Genomic DNA, 15,201 nt, shown 5'->3' with positions numbered 1-15,201 from the left:
TCCTTGCGGCACCGCTCGCAGCGCACGGGCGCAGGAGCCTGCGTGTGCGCGTTCACGAATCGGGGGTAGCGGTGAAGGCCGAGGCGGCAGAGGATGCTCTTCTTCCGAGGCATCAGCTGGCCGGCGGTGCCGCGTACTCGAAGTCGGCGATGACCGCCAGCTTCTCCGCCTTCGTCTTCGCCCCCGCCAGATCGATGCCGTGAGCGTCAGCCCACACCTCGATCTCCGGGACCGTCCACACCTCCGACGGAACCACGCCCACATCAGGAGTGTGCTTCGGCTCCACCAGGCCCAGACGCACCGCGTCCTCGAGGCGGTACTCGTTGCCGTTCACGCTGATCTTGTCCGACATCCGTCAGCCCTTCGTCTCGGTGATCACGAACTCCGTGTGCGGGAGCACGTTCCAGTACGTCTGCGGCCGGCCATCGACGTAGTACGTCTGGCCGCGCCAGATGACCGTGTCCGCGGCCTGGATCCAGTCCTGCGGTTCACGGGTCGACACCATCCACCGTGAGGTGACGATGTCGTTCTGCCCGAGCGATTCCTTCGTCCCCACCGGCTGCACGTTGCAGCCGCCGATGACCTGGTCGACGGTGGTGTCCGTGGGGACGCCGTCCTCGTCCGGGTCGCCCTCGGTGGTGCGCTGCACGGTGACCGTGTCCCGGTGCAGCATGTTCGCGAGGATCACCAATGGTCACCGCCGATGCGGTACCGACCCACCGCTCGAGCCCACTGCGACGTCGTCCCGACCGTTGCCGCGGCAGCCATCGCCACCTGCTCCTGCCCCGACGTGAACTGCGACAGCCACGGCGACGCTTCGGAGATCGACGCAGCCTGGTCCAGGACCACTTCCTGCACGTCCCCCGGAGTGACGTCGAACCCGTGCGTGTACACGACCTCGATCGACCGCCACACGTCGGGGAACCGTGCCGGGAGGCGGAGCAGCCCAGCCGCAGACCACTCAGGGTCTGTCACTGTCTGCCCCGCCACCGTCAGGGTCGCGACGGACACAACCGGCCACACCGGAAGGCGGAGCACCCGAGTCCCCGCCCCGTCGAGAACGATCGTGTCGTCCTCGACGAGGCTGATGGGGTTGCGGGTCTGACCCCGGAACCGCTCCGACGCCATCTGCAGCGCCAGAGCGATCCCAGGGTCACTCGCCGGTTTGCCGAGCCTTGCCGCGAGATCGGCTGGATCGGCCAGCGGGGGCAGCGTCGTCTCCTGCAGAGTCACGTCCTGCCTCCTCCACACCGCGTGCCTTGTTGTGCACCAGACCGAGACGGTTCGCGTCCTCGATCCGGTACCTGATCCCGTTGATGACGACCATGCCGTCCGTCATCAGGCGCCCGTGGTACCGAGGTCGACGAGGGCGAGGTGCGCCGGCTTGTAGATGACCTGCGCAGCACGGAGCTCCGCACGCACGTACACGAGGTTGCGTCGTGCGTAGTCGGCGTGCTGGTTGAACGCGACCACGGACAGCGCCTCACGCTCGAGGACGTTGATCGTCGACAGGTCACCGACGAGAGCGGTGCCCTCGGGGATCGCCTGCGTGGTGACGTACGGACGGCCCCACAGGGTGCGGGGGCCAGCACCGAACGGGCCAGCACCGAAGAAGCGCTGGTTCCCGTCCTGCATCAGGTCCAGCACCTCAGCGTCAGCCGGGTTCAGGACGATGCCGGTGACCTGCGCGCCGACCTCGTCGAGGGCGGTGAGGGCCTTGCGGATCGACGTCGGGATCTGCACCGGGTCGGTGCCGGCCGTCGCGATCTGCTGGATGCCGGTCGTGTTCAGGATGCCGGTCGGCTGACCCGACGCGCCCGTACCGTTCACGAGGTAGTTCTCGATGACGGCGCGGATGTTGTACGCCAGCTGCCCGTTCAGGTAGGAGGCGAACGCACCCGCGTCGGCGAGGAGTTCGCTCGTGACGGTGTAGCCGTCGGCGTAGGTGAACACCTTGCCGGTCGCGAGGTTCGTCGACAGGTCCGACAGCGGCTTCAGCGCGGACGCCGGGTCGCCGGGCAGGATCTCGTCCTTGACGATGCCCGCGTTGCGGAGTACCGAAGTGATCTGCACGTAGTCGAAGCTGTTGCCGGTGATCGACCCGGTGGAGATCAGGTCGAGCAGCGTCAGGGGACGCTGGTACGTCAGGTCCACCTGCGGCAGACGCGTGGGCTGCAGACGCCCCACGGCGACCGACAGGGGGTTCGGGTCGGCCTTCAGACCGCGACCCTTCGCCCCGACGGTGACCTTCGGCAGCTGGATCAGCGAACCCTCACCGAACCCGCCCGGGTTCGACTTGATGAGCTCCTGGTACGGCGCCGAGTCCGTGTACGCCTCACCGAACGACTTGAAGCCCTCGGGCTGCTCGTCGGCCTGCTTCGGCTCCTCGTCGGACTTCGCCGGCGACGTGGACGCGAGGAGCGTCTTCATGTTCGACTGCGCGTCGTCCGCGGCCTTCACCTGCACGTTGAGCTCGTCGGCCTGCGACTTCAGCTCACCGATCTTGGTGATCTCGTCCGCCGTGAACTCACGGTCCTCGGACTTCGCCAGGTCGGCGATGCTCTTCGCTTCGGCCAGGACGGCCGCGAGCTTCTCTCGGAGCGTCTTCATCGTTCCTCCATCAGGATCAGTTCTGCTGCGGTCGCCCAGGCCGCCACTTGGGCATGAGTAAGGCCCGCCGATTTCGACGGGCCTGACGGTTCCCCATCCTGGGGAGGTGAGCTTTCCGGCGGGGCGCCGGAAGATTCGGTCGGGTCGGGCGGAACCTCGACGTCGGGTGTCGGCTCCACCTCCCGAGGGTCGGCGGCAAGTTCCTCACGCACGATGCGGCGGATGTCCTCGTCGGACTTCGTCCCGAGCAGCTGCGTCTCCGGGTTCATACCCTTGAGCGTCGGGCCAAACTCGATCAGGTTCAGCTTCCGGAGCTCGAAGAACTCGTCCTCGTCCTGCGTGACGTAGCCACCATCGACGACGTCGTACCCGAAGGAGAACTCCTTCACCCGACGCTGCTTCAGCAGCTTGTACGTCTGCAGCGCTGTCGGGTTCTCGAGGTCCAGCTGCGCGGTGACGAGGAGCCCGTCCGCGGTCTCCGCAGCCGACAGGCTCCACCCGATGTGCGCGAACGGATCCGACCATTGGTGCGACCAGATCGCGGGGATCGCGTCACCAGACGCCGCCCAGTCCTGCAGCGACTCGGCGAAAGCACCAGGGACGATGACGTCGCCGCCGTGGTCCTTGTTGCCGAACACCGCGACGAGCGCCGTGAACTGACCGTCGCCGAGACCGTCAGCGGTACCGACGGCCTTCACGTTGGCGTTGAAGCTCTTCGTCTTCATGCGCTTGCCTCCAACTGCCCGGTCGCCCAGAGCACTTCCATCGCCTGCTTCGGATCCAGCCCCTTGCTGCGGAGCAGGTCGTACGCCTTCGCCACCTCCGGGGTTGCGTCAGCCGGGGACGCCTGCGGACCACCGCCACGGACCACGTTCAACGGGGTGATGATGTCGTCGCCGCCCTCGATCGCCGGCCGGTTGTCCATCGCCCGCGCCTCGTTGATCGTCAGCCACGGACCACCAGTCGCCGCGGACGTGATCGCCGCACGCTCCTCGAACGACCCGCGCAGCTTCACGCCCAGGTCGAACTCCGCGTACATCGACTCGTCGCCACCGTTGAGGAGCGGAGTGATGTGCGCGTTGAACGCCTGCTCGAACTGCACGATCGTCGCGCCCAGAGCATCGCGGTACAGCGACTGGCGGAACGCCTCCATGTTGGAGTAGTTTCCCTGCCGTGCACCGATCATCTCGGGAGGCACGTGGTACGCCGAAGCGACCTCGATGTCGGTGAGGGTCCGCCCCTCAACCTCCTGCATGTCCTTCGGCGAGAAGATGTCGACCTTCTTGACGTCCGCGCCGATCGGCAGGACGGGCATCTTGCCCTCACTGCCGCCACCGTCGGACCAGTTCGACATCTCCGCCTCGAGGCGCTGCCGTGCAGCACTGTCGAGTGGTTCGACGTCCGGTACCGCGGCCTGCGTGACGACAGCGGGGAACCGGGCGCCCTTCTTCCAGATCGCACGCCGGTACTTCACCGACTCCGTGTGCTCCTCGAGGATGTGCCGCAACGTCTCGATCGGGGGAGTGCCGTTCCCCGACCCGTACCCGCGGTCGAACATCAGCCCGTTGAGCGCGATGTGCTTCGGCTTCCCGTCACCGACGAACAGGTCAACCCCATCCACCAGCGACGTACCCGTGTACGTGAACCGCCACGACTGCGCCGGCCAGTGCTGCAGAACAGCACCAGCCCGCGTGTCAGCGGACGGCACCAGCTGCGCCATGAACCGGTCGTAGACCAGGAAGTCGCAGAGCATCGTGTGCCAGAACCGGTACTGCGTCAGGAACGGCTGCGGAGACTTGATGAGCTCCGCGAGCGGACCCTCCGTAACCCGTGTCCGGTCCGTGTCACCCTGACGGCGGTACACCTTCATCGGGATCGACGCGATGTTCGACGCGATGAAGTCAACGACCTTCCGCACCGACGGCTGCGACTGCCAGATCCCGTACGCCGACTGCGCGTACTCCGTCAACGGCATCCCCGGGTCAGCGACGATCGCACGGCCGTCGTACCGCCACGGCGTCCCCAACGACGGGAACTCCGCGAGGATCTGCCCGTTCGACTGGTCCGACGATTTCTTGAAGAACAGGCTCACATCATCCTCCAAGCGATCAGGAACAGGGCCACACCCGCGACGACGAGCGCCGCCGGCCAGTACACGGCCGCGACCCCCGCAGTGATGAGCAGCACCCCAAGGATCTCGAGGAGGACCACGACAGCTGCACGAGTCATCACGCCACCTCCGAGGTGCCGAACACGCTCGCGTCCGGATCGTTGTACGGGTTCTTCTTCTTCGGCTTCGTGACCAACGCCTCCGACAGGGCATTCACCGTCGCAGCGACACCGTCGATCTTGTCCATCGAGTGCGCCTTGTTCGGCTTCACGTTCCCGTTCGCGTCGATGTCCACCGACAAGTTGTCGACGTTCCACCGCAGCACCGGATTCCCGCCCGTCCGGAACAGGGGCTTCTCCTCGCTGCCGGTCAGCAGCAGACGCTGCAGCTCCTTCAACGGAGGCGACAGGCGCCGGAAGTCCTGGTACACACGCACCAAGTTCTTCACCCCGGAGTCCTGCAGACTGTTGACCATCTGCGTCGAGTTCCACGGGTCGAACCCGATCGACACGACATCGAACTGGTCGAGGTCCGCTTGGATCTGCGCCTGCACGAACGCGTAGTCCGTGACGTTCCCCGGAGTGGTCCGCAGGAACCCCTGCCTAACCCACGCTGATGCGTTGCCCGCCGTGCGCTTGTTCAACGCATCCAGGGCACCCTCAGGTATCCAGAACCGTGCGAGGACGTCGTACCCGTTCCCATCCGGGAACAGCAGCACCCACGCGGTGAGGTCCGACGCGGACGCAAGGTCCCAACCGCCGAACGCCTTCCGCCCCTTGAGCTTCGCCTCATCCACCTTGCCGGCGTTCCGATCCCACGAATCGAGCGTGAGGAAACGTGCCTCCTGCTTCGTCCGGATCCCAAGGTGCAGACGCAGGAAGTCACCGAGCTCCGCAGGGGAGTTCTTCGCCTTCAACGCCGCCGCATCGAGGTACTTCCGCGACGGGCTGATCCCGTACCCCGGGTTCGCCTTCCTCTGCGTCTCAGGAGCGAACGGATCGTCAGCCTCGTCAGCACCCCAGATGGCGCCGTACCAGGAGTGATCCTCGATCGTTCCCGCGGCCAGCTTCTCGACGTACAACCGCGTCTCGTCGTAGATCGTCCCCGACTTCGACGCATCCGGCGTCGTGATCCGAACACCCAACGGCTGCGTCCGCGAACCACGCCCAGTCTCGAGCGTCCGAACCAAGTCCGGTGACTTGTGCACGTGAAGCTCATCGACGATGAAGCAGTGCAAGTTCGCTCCGTGCTGCGCATCAGCAGCCGACGAGATGACCTCGATGTACGACCCCGACTTCGGGTGCACGATCCGCTTCTGGTGCGCCTTGAACCGACCAGCCAACGCCGGCGTCTTCTCCACCAGCTGCTTGATCGGCCCGAACACGAACCCCGCCTGACGCTCCGTCGAAGCAGCCGTCACAACCTGCCCACCAGACTCACCATCAGCGCCAGTCATGTACACGGCGATGCCACCCGCAAGAGTCGACTTCCCGTTCTTGCGGGGCACGTCGACCATCACGTCACGGATGATCCGCACCATCGCGAGCGCATCCTCATCCCACTGCACCCACCCGAACACCGGCGCGATCACGTACGCGATCTGCCACGGGTCAGGATCCAGCGGCTTCCCCGCCCACTTCCCCTGCGTGTGCCGCAGCAGGTGGAACGTCTTCAGCACCTTGTCGACCCGCTCCGGGTCGAACTGTGCACCCTCAACCTCACGCGGCTCAGGGGTCTTGAACTTCGGCGGGATCTCCGGGAGTGGGTAACCCCGGTCCTGCAAGTACCACGCCACCTCAGGAGACAGCTTCAGCGCCTCGAGAGTCGCCTCGTCCAGGACGTCAGAACGGGTTGTCGTCTTCCCCATCGTCGGACTCCTTCGCCAAGCTCTGCTCCGAGCTCGGCGTCAGTCCAAACTCCCGAGCCAGCAGCTGCAGCCGATGCCCCGCATTCCGCCTGATCGCAACCGCCGGATGCGGGATCTCACCCTGCTTCGCATCGATCGTCAACGACCCATGCTCCTGCAGAGCCAACGTCGCAGCCTTGAACTCCGACCACGTCTCGCAGTACGTCGCCAGAACCGCCCGATCCTCCGCCTTCACGATGTCAAGACGAGTGAGTTCCGGAACCACACGGTTCCACTCAGCAACCGCCTCATCCGACAACCACTCAGGAGCCGACGGAGGCACCCGCTTAAACGCCGGAGCATCCACAACCTTCCGACCACCACTGTCACGACCATTCCCACGCCCCTCAACGAGACGCAGAGCAGCCGGCTTCGCAGCACGAGGCATCAGGACCCCCTAGTAGCCGTAGTGAGACGCAAAAGAGGGAGCCACCGGCGGGCGCTCTTATGCGCGGATTCCGCATGATGTTGACGCCCCTACCCCCCTGGGGACACCCCGTGTCACCGTCTCTCGGTCACTCCGTCGTCTGGGCTGCCGCGTTGTAGCTCACTGTCAGGTGGCTGCGCCCGCTACGGCAGTTGGTTCCAGAGTTGGGAGGCGAGGGTTTCGGTGTTGCGGTCTTGGTGTCTCATTGAGGCGAGGCGTGTTGCCCTCTTCAGGGCTGCCTGTCGTGTCTTGTGGTCGTGGTGTGGGTTGCAGAGGGGCTGCCAGTTGCCGTGGTCCCACATGGCACCGCCGTCAGCGAGCTCCGTGATGTGGTCGACGACGGTGGCCGGTCCGTCGCACACTCGACAGCGGGGGTTGGTGCGGAGGTACTGGGCTGACTCTGTGCGCCACCGTGCGGTGTTGCGTCCGTCCCCGGGGATGACGCGGTGGGCGCCGCTCTTCCGCTTCCGCTGGTGTTCAGCGCATCGGCCCCGGTTGGTGGCGAGTTCGTCGCAGTCCAGGGCTGAGCAGCGCATGGGTGCACGGGTGGGCATGTCCCACCCCCTCGGTGTCAGCGGAGCAGAGTGACGGGGACGTCCGTGTCAGCGTCGTCACTACCCATGTGGGAGAACGCCTTGATGGTGCCGACCTCGTCGACGCCGATGCTGGCGTCTCGATAGGTGGCGACGATCGCTTCGTCGGTGACGTGCACCGTGTCGGCTGCGTAGTTGGCTTGGGTGGCGGGTTCCCAGTCGAAGACGTACGCCTTGACCTCGGTGGGTGACAGGCGGACGCCGAAGCGCTTCCCGCCGTTCCCGTCCGTGCCGTAGTAGTCGACGGCGTACCCGAAGTACTCGCTGGCGGTGAGCTCTGTGCCGAGGCCGAACGTGACGATGACCTGCCCGTCACCCTCTTCCATCACTACTGACGTGAGGTGGCGTGGGGTGAGGGCTTCGGGGAACTCGGTCACGTCTTCGATCGTAGGTGCGACCGGTGACATGTGGCGGTTGATCCAGTTGCGGAAGCTCATGGAGTCAGCTCCTGTCTTCGATCACTTCGCTCATGGCCTGGTTGATCTCGGCCACAGTCTGGGGGTGTGGGGTGAGTGGTGCCGGCCACCGGTTGGAACGCACGCGATGGCTGCTGATGTCGTCAGGCTGCTGAGCGTCGGATCGCATCGCGGGCCTCGTGCCGTTCGCGACGTCGAGCCCCGCGCTTGATGCTGCTGCGTACACCTGCGCGCTGCAGGTAGGCGAGGTACTTGCGCCCGAAGCGGCTGAAGGCATCCCACTCAGCGCCAGCGCGACGTTGCCGGTGACCCATGCTCACGGGAGCCTCCTACAGCTTCAAAGCGACGATCGTGACGGTGAACGTCAACGACAGGGTCACCGCTGCCTTCGCGCGGAGGGTGACGGTGACGCCTGCGGCGGTCTGGTTCTTGAACCCTGCGGGTGTGAACTGGTCGGTGCTGAGGATCGCGAGGGGCACGTAGCTGGCGTCTGGGGCTGCCGTGTCGAAGGTGACTGCTACGTCGAGTGTCGCGCCGGCTGCGAGGGTGACGACGGTCGACTGCTTGCGGCCCGACGTGACGCCGGTCATCTTGTTCTCGAGAGCGGCGAGACGGGCGGTGAGTGCCGTGTCTGCGGCGGCTCGTGCGGTCTGCTCTGCCGTGTCCGCTGCCTTGCGTGCGTCGGCTTCCGCTTTCGTCGCGGCGGCTGCGAGTGCAGCGTTCCCCGTGTCAGCCTCAGCCCGTGCGCGTGCCTCCGCAGCGTCGGCGTCCGCGCGGGTCTTCGCTTCCGCTGCGACTGCTGCAGCCCGGACGGTCGCCTCATCGTGGAGAGCGGTCTCGGCGGCGGTCATCCGGTCGGCGAGCCCGTCGTTCTCCGCGGCGAGCTGCGACGTCGCGGTGGTGAGGTTGTCGGCGAGGGCTGTGACTTCCACCTGAACGGCTGCGAGGTCCGACCCGACCTTCTGCACGGCCGTCTTGGTGGCGGCGTCCGCGTTGCTGTTCGCGGCGAGTGCAGTGGTCAGGTCGGTGAGGTTGCCGGTGATGGTGGCGATCTGCCCGGTCTGTTGTGCGACGAGGGCTGCGAGGTCGATGAAGCGGGGGTCACGGTTGATGACCATCTGCCGGGCGTTCTGCGCGAGGGATGCTGCTTGCTTCGCTTCGGCGAGACCGGATCCGAAGTCGCCGCGTCTCATGCTCGAGCCACCGACACGATCGCGTCGGATCGGGATGTGACGGACAGGTCGACGTCGGTGTCGCCTGCACACCAGACGCTCATCCAGGAGCCTTGCATCACGAGGGAAGCGTGCCCATCACCGGGAGTGACGGATGTTCCCTTGCGGGCGTACACGGGGTCGTCTCCGTCATGGGCGATGACCTGCAGGTTGCTGTTCCCACGGTCTTCCATGACGACGTGCACGGTGACCGTGGCGCCGGCGGTGACCGGGAACTCGTACGCGCCTTGCTGGTCAGCGGTGATGGTGTGGTCTGCCATGAGCGCTCCTGATCAACGCTGGTGGTTTTGGTCTAGCCGAGGATGGCGCGCCAGATGGCGACGATGCCCCACACGGTGAGCGAGCCGACGAGCACAGCTGCCGCGACTCCGACGACGACGGCGATTGCCTGCCCCACGCGGAACGCGATGTCGCGCTTCGGGGCTGGTTCGATCTGCACGGTGGGAAGCGTGCCGCCCCAGGGGTAGTGGTCCGTCCAGCTGTCTGGCTGCTGTTCGTTGTTCGTCATGGGGTGAGCTCCCTGGTCGTCAGTCGACGGTGATGCCGAGGTCGCGGATGGTTTCGACGACTTCGTCGCCGTACATGCGGAGTCCGCGTGCTTCCCAGGCGTTGGCGACTTGCTCTTCGCTGAGGTGCACGTCCGCGTGGGCCGTGTTCTGTGCGATGAGGGTCAATTGCTTCTCGATGCCGGCGAGCAGGTTCAGTTTCGCGGACCGGTACTCGCCGAGGCTGAGGTCACCCGCGGTCATGCTGGCTCCGGGACTTGCGCAGACGTCGCTGGGTGCTGATGCGCTTCCGCCAGGGAAGCGTCTTCACCCAAGCGTCGATCTCTGCACGGTTCTCACGCGACTGCTGGTCGAGGTGGTCGACGCTGTGCAGGATCATGCTGATCCAATGCTTGTCGATCGTGACCGTCTCGAGCGCGTAGTCCCTGCCGTTGATGGTGAGGCGGGATCCGGGGGTCAGGTTCATGCCTTCACCGGTTCCGGGTCACCGTACGTGGTGGTCTTGGTCACCGTGGCGAGCGTCACGTCGGGTTCGAGCATCGCGGCCCGCATGTTCGACTCGATGCGGTGGAGCTCGTTGACCGCTTCGGACTGGTCGACGACGTACGAGCTGATCGCTTTCCCGCCACGAGCGACGGTGAAGACGGTCTCCTTGATGGGCTCAGGCACGTTTCCCTCCCCGATCGAGGTACGGGTCGAAGGTGAACCCGATCGTGGGGTGCCAGCTGGTGTCGCGTTCGTGGAAGCCGCTGGTGTCGTGGAACTCGCCGCCGGCACCGAATCGGGTCTCCGCTCGGGCCTGCTGGCGTTGCAGCATGCGTGATGCTCGCATCGTCGCCTCCTCGGTGGTGGTCGGCCGGTCTCGTCTGGGTTCCGCGGTGCCAGCAGTGGGTTACTCAGGGTCACGGCCTTGAAGGGTCCTCGTGCTCGCGCCGCGATTGTTAGGTTCGCTGTGCGGCCGGTCCGTTACGCCCGAGCAGCATCGCGCCGGCACTATGTTTACTGAGTGATCTTTGACTTTGAGGACTTCGATTGGGCCGGGGCAGCCGCCGTTGGCGGCGTAGCGGTGACGGCACTGACCGCGCTCAGTGGCGGCTTGGCCGGTTGGGGTCGGGTGCGACGTATAGAGCGGCTGGCGGCGTTGGCCAAGGACCTTGAGACAGGTTCGAAACAGCGGCTGGTCCTAGACGCAATCGTGCTAGATCATGCTCAGCGGATGGACTTCCGACAACGAGGGCCTAGCCAGGTACGACGCACGACCCTGTTCTGGCTGTCACAGGTGCTTGGCTGGGCGGTGCTCGTCGCCGCGTACGTCGGGCTTGTCATCACGTTGCAGCCACTGACCGTCCTCGATAGCGGCGCCACGTTCCCTCTCGAAGCTGTTGTGATTCTGGCCGTGGCCGTTGCGTTCGCCGTGTTCCTGCTGGTCTCGGGGCAGCAGGTCAGGGCGGGTTCACTGAAGGACCGCGCTGACTGGGTCTCTAAGAACACCCCATCGCCAGCGGCTCCCGTTCAACAGGACGCGCCTGCGCAGCCACATCAGGCAGATGCGCCTATGCAACCAGCGGCGCACACTAGCGCCGAGGGCTAGCGGTTGCATGCGGGGCCTGTGGGTCTGCCGAAACTACGAACACCGCAGCCAGCGGGCATGCGGTGTTACGGACATCTTAGCTCAGAGTTGAACACCCCCGCTGCTCATTCTCCCTCGGAGTGTCGCCAGACAGGGAAATGCCGCTAGCTTGCCGGGTATGACTCAGTTTCCCACTGATTGGCACCCGTCCTGGATCACGTACGAGTGGTGGGGTGACATCGGCACCGGGCTTCTGAGCTTCCTCGCTGCAGCTGTCATCGGAGGAATCACTGTCACCATCGCGATCCGTTCCCACATTCTGGCAGGCCGGTCTGTTCGCGAGGCGAAGGATCGCGCGGAGCGAGACACCGCTGACCGCTATCGCGATCAGCTCGTTCGTGTCGTCGAGCCAGCAGTCGGCGACCTGGTCGCATACGGAAACCTGATCGACGCGGCAAAGATGGTCAACACGGATGAAGAACGGCAGGTGCGTGCCGGGGTGCTTTCGCGCCTGATTCTGGTGGATGCTGTTGCTCAGGGAGAGGATCGAGCACTCACCTCCGCCATCATCGAGTCATTCAGTCAGGGGTCGCGCGTCTTGCGCCATGGCTGGATTGTGCGCGTACAGATCGCTGGCCGCTTGGCAGGAGCGCTTGCAGGCGTAGTGGGGAAACAAAACTCCCATGACGAGCTCCTCGCGGATATCAAGGGCGCTGTCGCGAACGAGGAGAAGAAGGCTGACGCCGCTGTGCAGGCCCAGAAGAACGCGGAGGCAGAGGCGGCCCAGTAGCTCCGAGATTGGGTGCAGTACGGCAAACCAGTGGCGCCCGCGCTTGAGAAGATCAGCTTGGGCGCCACCGAGATGCTTATGCTCCCTGCTGCAGCCGCGGGTTCTGGTCTCGCATCCGCTTGCCTCGCCAGATCTCACGCAGCTGGTCCGCGTTCACGTACACCGCCCCGTCCGCCGTGTGGGTCTTCAGCCCGTCCTGCTGGATGTACCGGTTCAGAGTCTGCGGTGTGATCCGCATTTCTCGGGCAGCCTGCTTCTTCGTCCACCACGTAGTCGGTTCTGCGACTTCCTCGGAGCGCATGTCACGCAGGAGCTCGGCGAGGTCCCGCTCCTTCAGAAGCGCGGCGGTGTCGCCTTCGAAGCCGCAGTAGGAGCACACGAGCTTGAAGTCCTGCAGCTGCTCCGAGTGCCACTCGACGCCCATGGACGGGTCCCCGCAGACCGGGCAGGGCCGCGGGAAGACCGGGCGTGGACCTCGGCCTTCGCGAGGGAACTTCTTCCGGAGGTCCCAGACGATCGCTGCGACGTCGTCGAAGTAGGCGCTGGCCTGCTGGTGGCGTTCGATCTTGTCCTGGTGCAGCAGGAGCCACACGGTCGAGTTTCGCACCAGGACGGCTGCGCCCTCTGGAGCGACGCCAGCGCGGAACCCCTGCACCTCTCGGCTGTTCGACCATGCGTACGTCGCTGTGACAGGGGGAGCGATGTGCAGGGTCTCGGACCAGTACGCGACCCAGTTGAGCAGCTGCGCATAGGCAGCGTCCGACTCGTCGACGGCGTCCACTCGGAGGGGCGCCGGTGCTTCCTTTGACGCAGGGCGGGGGAGTCCGTCCGAGCGCTGAGCTCCCGCCGGGGTGATGAGCGTCCGCACGTAGGCGACCAGGCCCGGGGCCTCGCCGAGCCGGTGCCGTGCTCGAGCTGCAGCGAGCGGCAGGAGAACGGTGGGGTCGACGGCTGCTTCCTCTTCCTCGGGCTGCTGGGTGATGGTCATGCTGCTGCTCCTTGCATCGGGTGTGCTGTCGGGTCAGTGATTCGGGAGTGGGTGCCGTCCCAGTCCAGCCGGACGATTCCGGTTTCGCCGTGGCGGTTCTTCGCGACGTCGAAGGTGATGCTGAATTCGTCGAGCTTCTGTGTCTGCGGGTCCTTCTCACGGTGCAGCAGGACGACGAGGTCCGCGTCCTGCTCGATCGCGCCGGACTCGCGAAGGTCGGACAGCTTGGGCTGGCCAGACAGGGTGGCTTCGCTGTTGCGGTTCAGCTGGGACAAGGCGATTACGGGCACGTGGAGGTCGCGGGCGAGGATCTTGAGCCCGCGGGAGAACGCGGCGACGACCTCTTGGCGGCTGGTACCCGGGGTGCCCTCCATGAGCTGCAGGTAGTCGACGACGATGCCGGCGAGTCCGCCGTCGTGCTGCACCTGCCGTGCGTGCTGACGGATCTCCGCCAGACCGACCGATGAACGGTCATCGATCGCGACGTGCGGGGACACCCGGCTGACGTTCGAACGGATGGTTTGCACGTCGGAGTCGGTCACCCTGCCGTTCTTCATCCGGTACAGGGTGATCTCGCTGTTCGCCGCGATGAACCTCTGGTGGAGCTCGTAGCGGCCCATCTCGAGCGAGCTGAACGAGACCCCGCCGTGCTGCGCGAGCGTCTGCGCGAGGTTCTGCGCGACGACGGTCTTCCCGACGCCGGGTCGAGCGCCGAAGACGTACAGCGCGCCCGGTCGCAGCCCTCCGATCATCTGGTTGAGCTTCGGCCACGGTGTCGGCACGAACTGCTGCTGCTCGGTCATGTATTGGACGGTCTCCTCGACGATGTCCGCGAGGTAAGCGACCTTCGACACCGTGGCCCCCATCGCGTCGTCCACGAGGCCGTAGGCGAGTTCGCGCATCTGCCCCTGGTCGAGGTCGCTACCGACGCTCTGCAGACGGAGGCCGACGTTCGACAGTCGACGTCGCAGCGCATCTGTTGCGACTGCTTCGCCGTGTACGGCGACTGCCGCGTGACCCCAGCCGGCCTCGAACGCTTGATCGACGTACTGGACGTCGGCTGCGGGCACCAGGGTCAGCATCGTGATGTGGTCGACCGGCTCGCCGCGCTCATGTCGACGTCGCATCAGGTCGAACAGGTCTCCGTGTCGCTTGTCGCGGAAGTCACGGCCCGCGACGGCGATCTTGGCGAGTGCGCGCCCATCGGTGTGAAGCACGGCGCCGACCACGGCGAGCTCCGCGTAGGGGATGTCGTTGTCGATCATTCGGGTGCCCGGTATTCCTCTCGGCCCGCGTAGGCGGGCTGGCGGTTCTGTTGCGGCTGCTCAGCTCGTTGCGCGGTGAGCCGCAGCTGGTCGTACTTCTCCCGGAGCTTCGCCATCGACAGGATGTTGGAGCGCCAGAAGGAGTCGGTCGTAGCCCAGTCGATGGCCTTCTTGACCTGGTCGACAGTGCGACCGTCGTTGTCGAGCAGCCGGCGGGCCGCGTCGAGGTTCTTCTTCGTCCGGGACGGCTTCTTCGCCTCGTTGCGCTTGATCGCTGCATCGAGGTAGTCGAGGATCTCCTTGACGTCGTCGCGGATCGTCGCTCCTGCGACGTCCGACGTAGAGAGAGTGTCTTGACTAAGAGGAAGATTCCGTCGATCGACGGCGTCCTGATCGTCGTTCGACGACGTCATGATCGTCGTTCGACGGACTCCATTCCGTCGATCGACGGAGTCGAGTTCGTCACCCTCGACCACGGTGCGCCAGGACTGCGTGCGATCGTAGTTGCCGGCGAGCCGGTGCTCGGTGGACTCGATGAAGCCTGCCTTTCGCATCGTGCTGGTTGCCTTGTAGACCTGGTCCGGGGTGAGGCCGACTTCTTCGCCGATCTGCTCGTTCGAGGCACGCCACCAGGCGGTGCCGGTGTCGTCGACGTGCCGCTGTGCGCCGTCGGAGCAGCGGAAGTGGATCCGGGTCCACACCAGCGCGTTGTTGGCGGACCCGAGCCGTTGGACGAGCGCGGCGCGCACCATGACGAAGTCGTGCGCGGTGACTTCTGATGCGGGCAC

The 15,201-nt window shown here is 65.6% G+C and carries 22 protein-coding genes; 2 read left to right on the top strand and 20 right to left on the bottom strand.

The genetic code is table 11. The features are described 5' to 3' along the window. Positions 1-112: 112 nt before the first annotated feature. The 17 genes from EDF42_RS10625 to EDF42_RS18970 all read right to left on the bottom strand — a co-directional run bounded on the left by EDF42_RS10625 (position 113) and on the right by EDF42_RS18970 (position 10,632). Positions 113-352, bottom strand: a complete 240-nt coding sequence (locus EDF42_RS10625; protein WP_123672308.1) for a hypothetical protein — start codon at positions 350-352, stop codon at positions 113-115. Between the two features lie 3 nt (positions 353-355). After that, positions 356-673, bottom strand: coding sequence for a hypothetical protein (locus EDF42_RS10620; RefSeq protein ID WP_148067733.1), 318 nt, complete (start codon positions 671-673; stop codon positions 356-358). A gap of 11 nt (positions 674-684) precedes the next feature. Next, entirely contained in the window at positions 685-975 is a 291-nt protein-coding gene (locus EDF42_RS18655; RefSeq protein WP_148067731.1) for a hypothetical protein, read from the bottom strand. 363 nt (positions 976-1,338) lie between these two features. Continuing rightward, a complete protein-coding gene (locus tag EDF42_RS10610; protein WP_123672305.1) occupies positions 1,339-2,610 on the bottom strand; it encodes a phage major capsid protein in 1,272 nt (423 codons plus the stop codon). After that, positions 2,607-3,335, bottom strand: coding sequence for an HK97 family phage prohead protease (locus EDF42_RS10605; protein ID WP_123672304.1), 729 nt, complete (start codon positions 3,333-3,335; stop codon positions 2,607-2,609). The genes EDF42_RS10610 and EDF42_RS10605 overlap by 4 nt, the downstream gene beginning before the upstream one ends. Next, positions 3,332-4,702, bottom strand: coding sequence for a phage portal protein (locus EDF42_RS10600; RefSeq protein WP_185040894.1), 1,371 nt, complete (start codon positions 4,700-4,702; stop codon positions 3,332-3,334). The genes EDF42_RS10605 and EDF42_RS10600 overlap by 4 nt, the downstream gene beginning before the upstream one ends. Then, positions 4,699-4,839 (bottom strand): hypothetical protein, encoded by a 141-nt coding sequence (locus EDF42_RS18975; protein WP_185040892.1) that lies wholly within the window; start codon positions 4,837-4,839, stop codon positions 4,699-4,701. Before EDF42_RS18975 ends, EDF42_RS10600 begins: the two co-directional genes overlap by 4 nt. Further along, positions 4,839-6,587 carry a terminase large subunit gene (locus EDF42_RS10595; RefSeq protein ID WP_123672302.1) on the bottom strand — a complete coding sequence of 583 codons (1,749 nt, stop codon included), beginning with the start codon at positions 6,585-6,587 and terminating at the stop codon, positions 4,839-4,841. Before EDF42_RS10595 ends, EDF42_RS18975 begins: the two co-directional genes overlap by 1 nt. Continuing rightward, on the bottom strand, positions 6,562-7,014 hold the full coding sequence (locus EDF42_RS10590) for a phage terminase small subunit P27 family (RefSeq protein ID WP_123672301.1): 453 nt from the start codon (positions 7,012-7,014) through the stop codon (positions 6,562-6,564). Before EDF42_RS10590 ends, EDF42_RS10595 begins: the two co-directional genes overlap by 26 nt. 610 nt (positions 7,015-7,624) lie before the next feature. After that, entirely contained in the window at positions 7,625-8,023 is a 399-nt protein-coding gene (locus tag EDF42_RS10585; protein ID WP_148067729.1) for a hypothetical protein, read from the bottom strand. 368 nt (positions 8,024-8,391) lie between these two features. Continuing rightward, the gene (locus tag EDF42_RS10580) at positions 8,392-9,255 is read right to left on the bottom strand and encodes a hypothetical protein (RefSeq protein WP_123672299.1); all 864 of its coding nucleotides are present in this window, start codon (positions 9,253-9,255) and stop codon (positions 8,392-8,394) included. Continuing rightward, positions 9,252-9,554: a hypothetical protein gene (locus EDF42_RS10575; protein WP_123672298.1), complete on the bottom strand. Its 303-nt coding sequence runs from the start codon at positions 9,552-9,554 to the stop codon at positions 9,252-9,254. The genes EDF42_RS10580 and EDF42_RS10575 overlap by 4 nt, the downstream gene beginning before the upstream one ends. Before the next feature lie 32 nt (positions 9,555-9,586). After that, the gene (locus tag EDF42_RS10570) at positions 9,587-9,802 is read right to left on the bottom strand and encodes a hypothetical protein (protein WP_123672297.1); all 216 of its coding nucleotides are present in this window, start codon (positions 9,800-9,802) and stop codon (positions 9,587-9,589) included. Positions 9,803-9,821: 19 nt separating this feature from the next. Beyond that, complete coding sequence (locus EDF42_RS10565) at positions 9,822-10,043, bottom strand: hypothetical protein (protein ID WP_111225027.1); 222 nt, start codon at positions 10,041-10,043, stop codon at positions 9,822-9,824. Then, positions 10,030-10,266, bottom strand: a complete 237-nt coding sequence (locus EDF42_RS10560) for a hypothetical protein (protein ID WP_123672296.1) — start codon at positions 10,264-10,266, stop codon at positions 10,030-10,032. Before EDF42_RS10560 ends, EDF42_RS10565 begins: the two co-directional genes overlap by 14 nt. Continuing rightward, positions 10,263-10,469: a hypothetical protein gene (locus EDF42_RS10555; RefSeq protein WP_123672295.1), complete on the bottom strand. Its 207-nt coding sequence runs from the start codon at positions 10,467-10,469 to the stop codon at positions 10,263-10,265. Before EDF42_RS10555 ends, EDF42_RS10560 begins: the two co-directional genes overlap by 4 nt. After that, on the bottom strand, positions 10,462-10,632 hold the full coding sequence (locus EDF42_RS18970; RefSeq protein WP_185040890.1) for a hypothetical protein: 171 nt from the start codon (positions 10,630-10,632) through the stop codon (positions 10,462-10,464). Before EDF42_RS18970 ends, EDF42_RS10555 begins: the two co-directional genes overlap by 8 nt. A gap of 174 nt (positions 10,633-10,806) precedes the next feature. Here EDF42_RS18970 and EDF42_RS10550 point away from each other — a divergent pair, with 174 nt between their 5' ends. Continuing rightward, the gene (locus EDF42_RS10550) at positions 10,807-11,391 is read left to right on the top strand and encodes a hypothetical protein (RefSeq protein ID WP_123672294.1); all 585 of its coding nucleotides are present in this window, start codon (positions 10,807-10,809) and stop codon (positions 11,389-11,391) included. Between the two features lie 157 nt (positions 11,392-11,548). After that, positions 11,549-12,160 (top strand): hypothetical protein, encoded by a 612-nt coding sequence (locus tag EDF42_RS10545; RefSeq protein WP_123672293.1) that lies wholly within the window; start codon positions 11,549-11,551, stop codon positions 12,158-12,160. Positions 12,161-12,236: 76 nt separating this feature from the next. On the opposite strand, the gene EDF42_RS10540 is transcribed toward EDF42_RS10545, so the two are convergent. Genes EDF42_RS10540 through EDF42_RS10530 form a run of 3 tightly spaced genes read right to left on the bottom strand, consistent with a single transcriptional unit; the run spans position 12,237 to position 15,201 of the window. Then, the gene (locus EDF42_RS10540; protein ID WP_123672292.1) at positions 12,237-13,148 is read right to left on the bottom strand and encodes a hypothetical protein; all 912 of its coding nucleotides are present in this window, start codon (positions 13,146-13,148) and stop codon (positions 12,237-12,239) included. Next, on the bottom strand, positions 13,145-14,413 hold the full coding sequence (locus tag EDF42_RS10535) for a DnaB-like helicase C-terminal domain-containing protein (protein ID WP_123672291.1): 1,269 nt from the start codon (positions 14,411-14,413) through the stop codon (positions 13,145-13,147). The genes EDF42_RS10540 and EDF42_RS10535 overlap by 4 nt, the downstream gene beginning before the upstream one ends. Then, entirely contained in the window at positions 14,410-15,201 is a 792-nt protein-coding gene (locus EDF42_RS10530) for a hypothetical protein (protein ID WP_148067727.1), read from the bottom strand. The genes EDF42_RS10535 and EDF42_RS10530 overlap by 4 nt, the downstream gene beginning before the upstream one ends.

Origin of the sequence: Curtobacterium sp. PhB172 (assembly GCF_003752545.1) — a bacterium.
In the GTDB taxonomy this organism is placed as follows: Bacteria; Actinomycetota; Actinomycetes; order Actinomycetales; family Microbacteriaceae; genus Curtobacterium.
This window is presented reverse-complemented; position numbering and strand designations above follow the sequence as displayed.

What these genes read in the sequence shown, in the direction of transcription:
- EDF42_RS10575 (WP_123672298.1), bottom strand. Translation starts at nt 9,554, where the DNA reads ATGGCAGACCACACCATCACCGCTGACCAGCAAGGCGCGTACGAGTTC.
- EDF42_RS18975 (WP_185040892.1), bottom strand. Translation starts at nt 4,839, where the DNA reads ATGACTCGTGCAGCTGTCGTGGTCCTCCTCGAGATCCTTGGGGTGCTG.
- EDF42_RS18970 (WP_185040890.1), bottom strand. Translation starts at nt 10,632, where the DNA reads ATGCGAGCATCACGCATGCTGCAACGCCAGCAGGCCCGAGCGGAGACC.
- EDF42_RS10625 (WP_123672308.1), bottom strand. Translation starts at nt 352, where the DNA reads ATGTCGGACAAGATCAGCGTGAACGGCAACGAGTACCGCCTCGAGGAC.
- EDF42_RS10560 (WP_123672296.1), bottom strand. Translation starts at nt 10,266, where the DNA reads ATGAACCTGACCCCCGGATCCCGCCTCACCATCAACGGCAGGGACTAC.
- EDF42_RS10620 (WP_148067733.1), bottom strand. Translation starts at nt 673, where the DNA reads ATGCTGCACCGGGACACGGTCACCGTGCAGCGCACCACCGAGGGCGAC.
- EDF42_RS10565 (WP_111225027.1), bottom strand. Translation starts at nt 10,043, where the DNA reads ATGACCGCGGGTGACCTCAGCCTCGGCGAGTACCGGTCCGCGAAACTG.
- EDF42_RS10545 (WP_123672293.1), top strand. Translation starts at nt 11,549, where the DNA reads ATGACTCAGTTTCCCACTGATTGGCACCCGTCCTGGATCACGTACGAG.
- EDF42_RS10590 (WP_123672301.1), bottom strand. Translation starts at nt 7,014, where the DNA reads ATGCCTCGTGCTGCGAAGCCGGCTGCTCTGCGTCTCGTTGAGGGGCGT.
- EDF42_RS10605 (WP_123672304.1), bottom strand. Translation starts at nt 3,335, where the DNA reads ATGAAGACGAAGAGCTTCAACGCCAACGTGAAGGCCGTCGGTACCGCT.
- EDF42_RS10610 (WP_123672305.1), bottom strand. Translation starts at nt 2,610, where the DNA reads ATGAAGACGCTCCGAGAGAAGCTCGCGGCCGTCCTGGCCGAAGCGAAG.
- EDF42_RS10580 (WP_123672299.1), bottom strand. Translation starts at nt 9,255, where the DNA reads ATGAGACGCGGCGACTTCGGATCCGGTCTCGCCGAAGCGAAGCAAGCA.
- EDF42_RS10595 (WP_123672302.1), bottom strand. Translation starts at nt 6,587, where the DNA reads ATGGGGAAGACGACAACCCGTTCTGACGTCCTGGACGAGGCGACTCTC.
- EDF42_RS10570 (WP_123672297.1), bottom strand. Translation starts at nt 9,802, where the DNA reads ATGACGAACAACGAACAGCAGCCAGACAGCTGGACGGACCACTACCCC.
- EDF42_RS10535 (WP_123672291.1), bottom strand. Translation starts at nt 14,413, where the DNA reads ATGATCGACAACGACATCCCCTACGCGGAGCTCGCCGTGGTCGGCGCC.
- EDF42_RS10540 (WP_123672292.1), bottom strand. Translation starts at nt 13,148, where the DNA reads ATGACCATCACCCAGCAGCCCGAGGAAGAGGAAGCAGCCGTCGACCCC.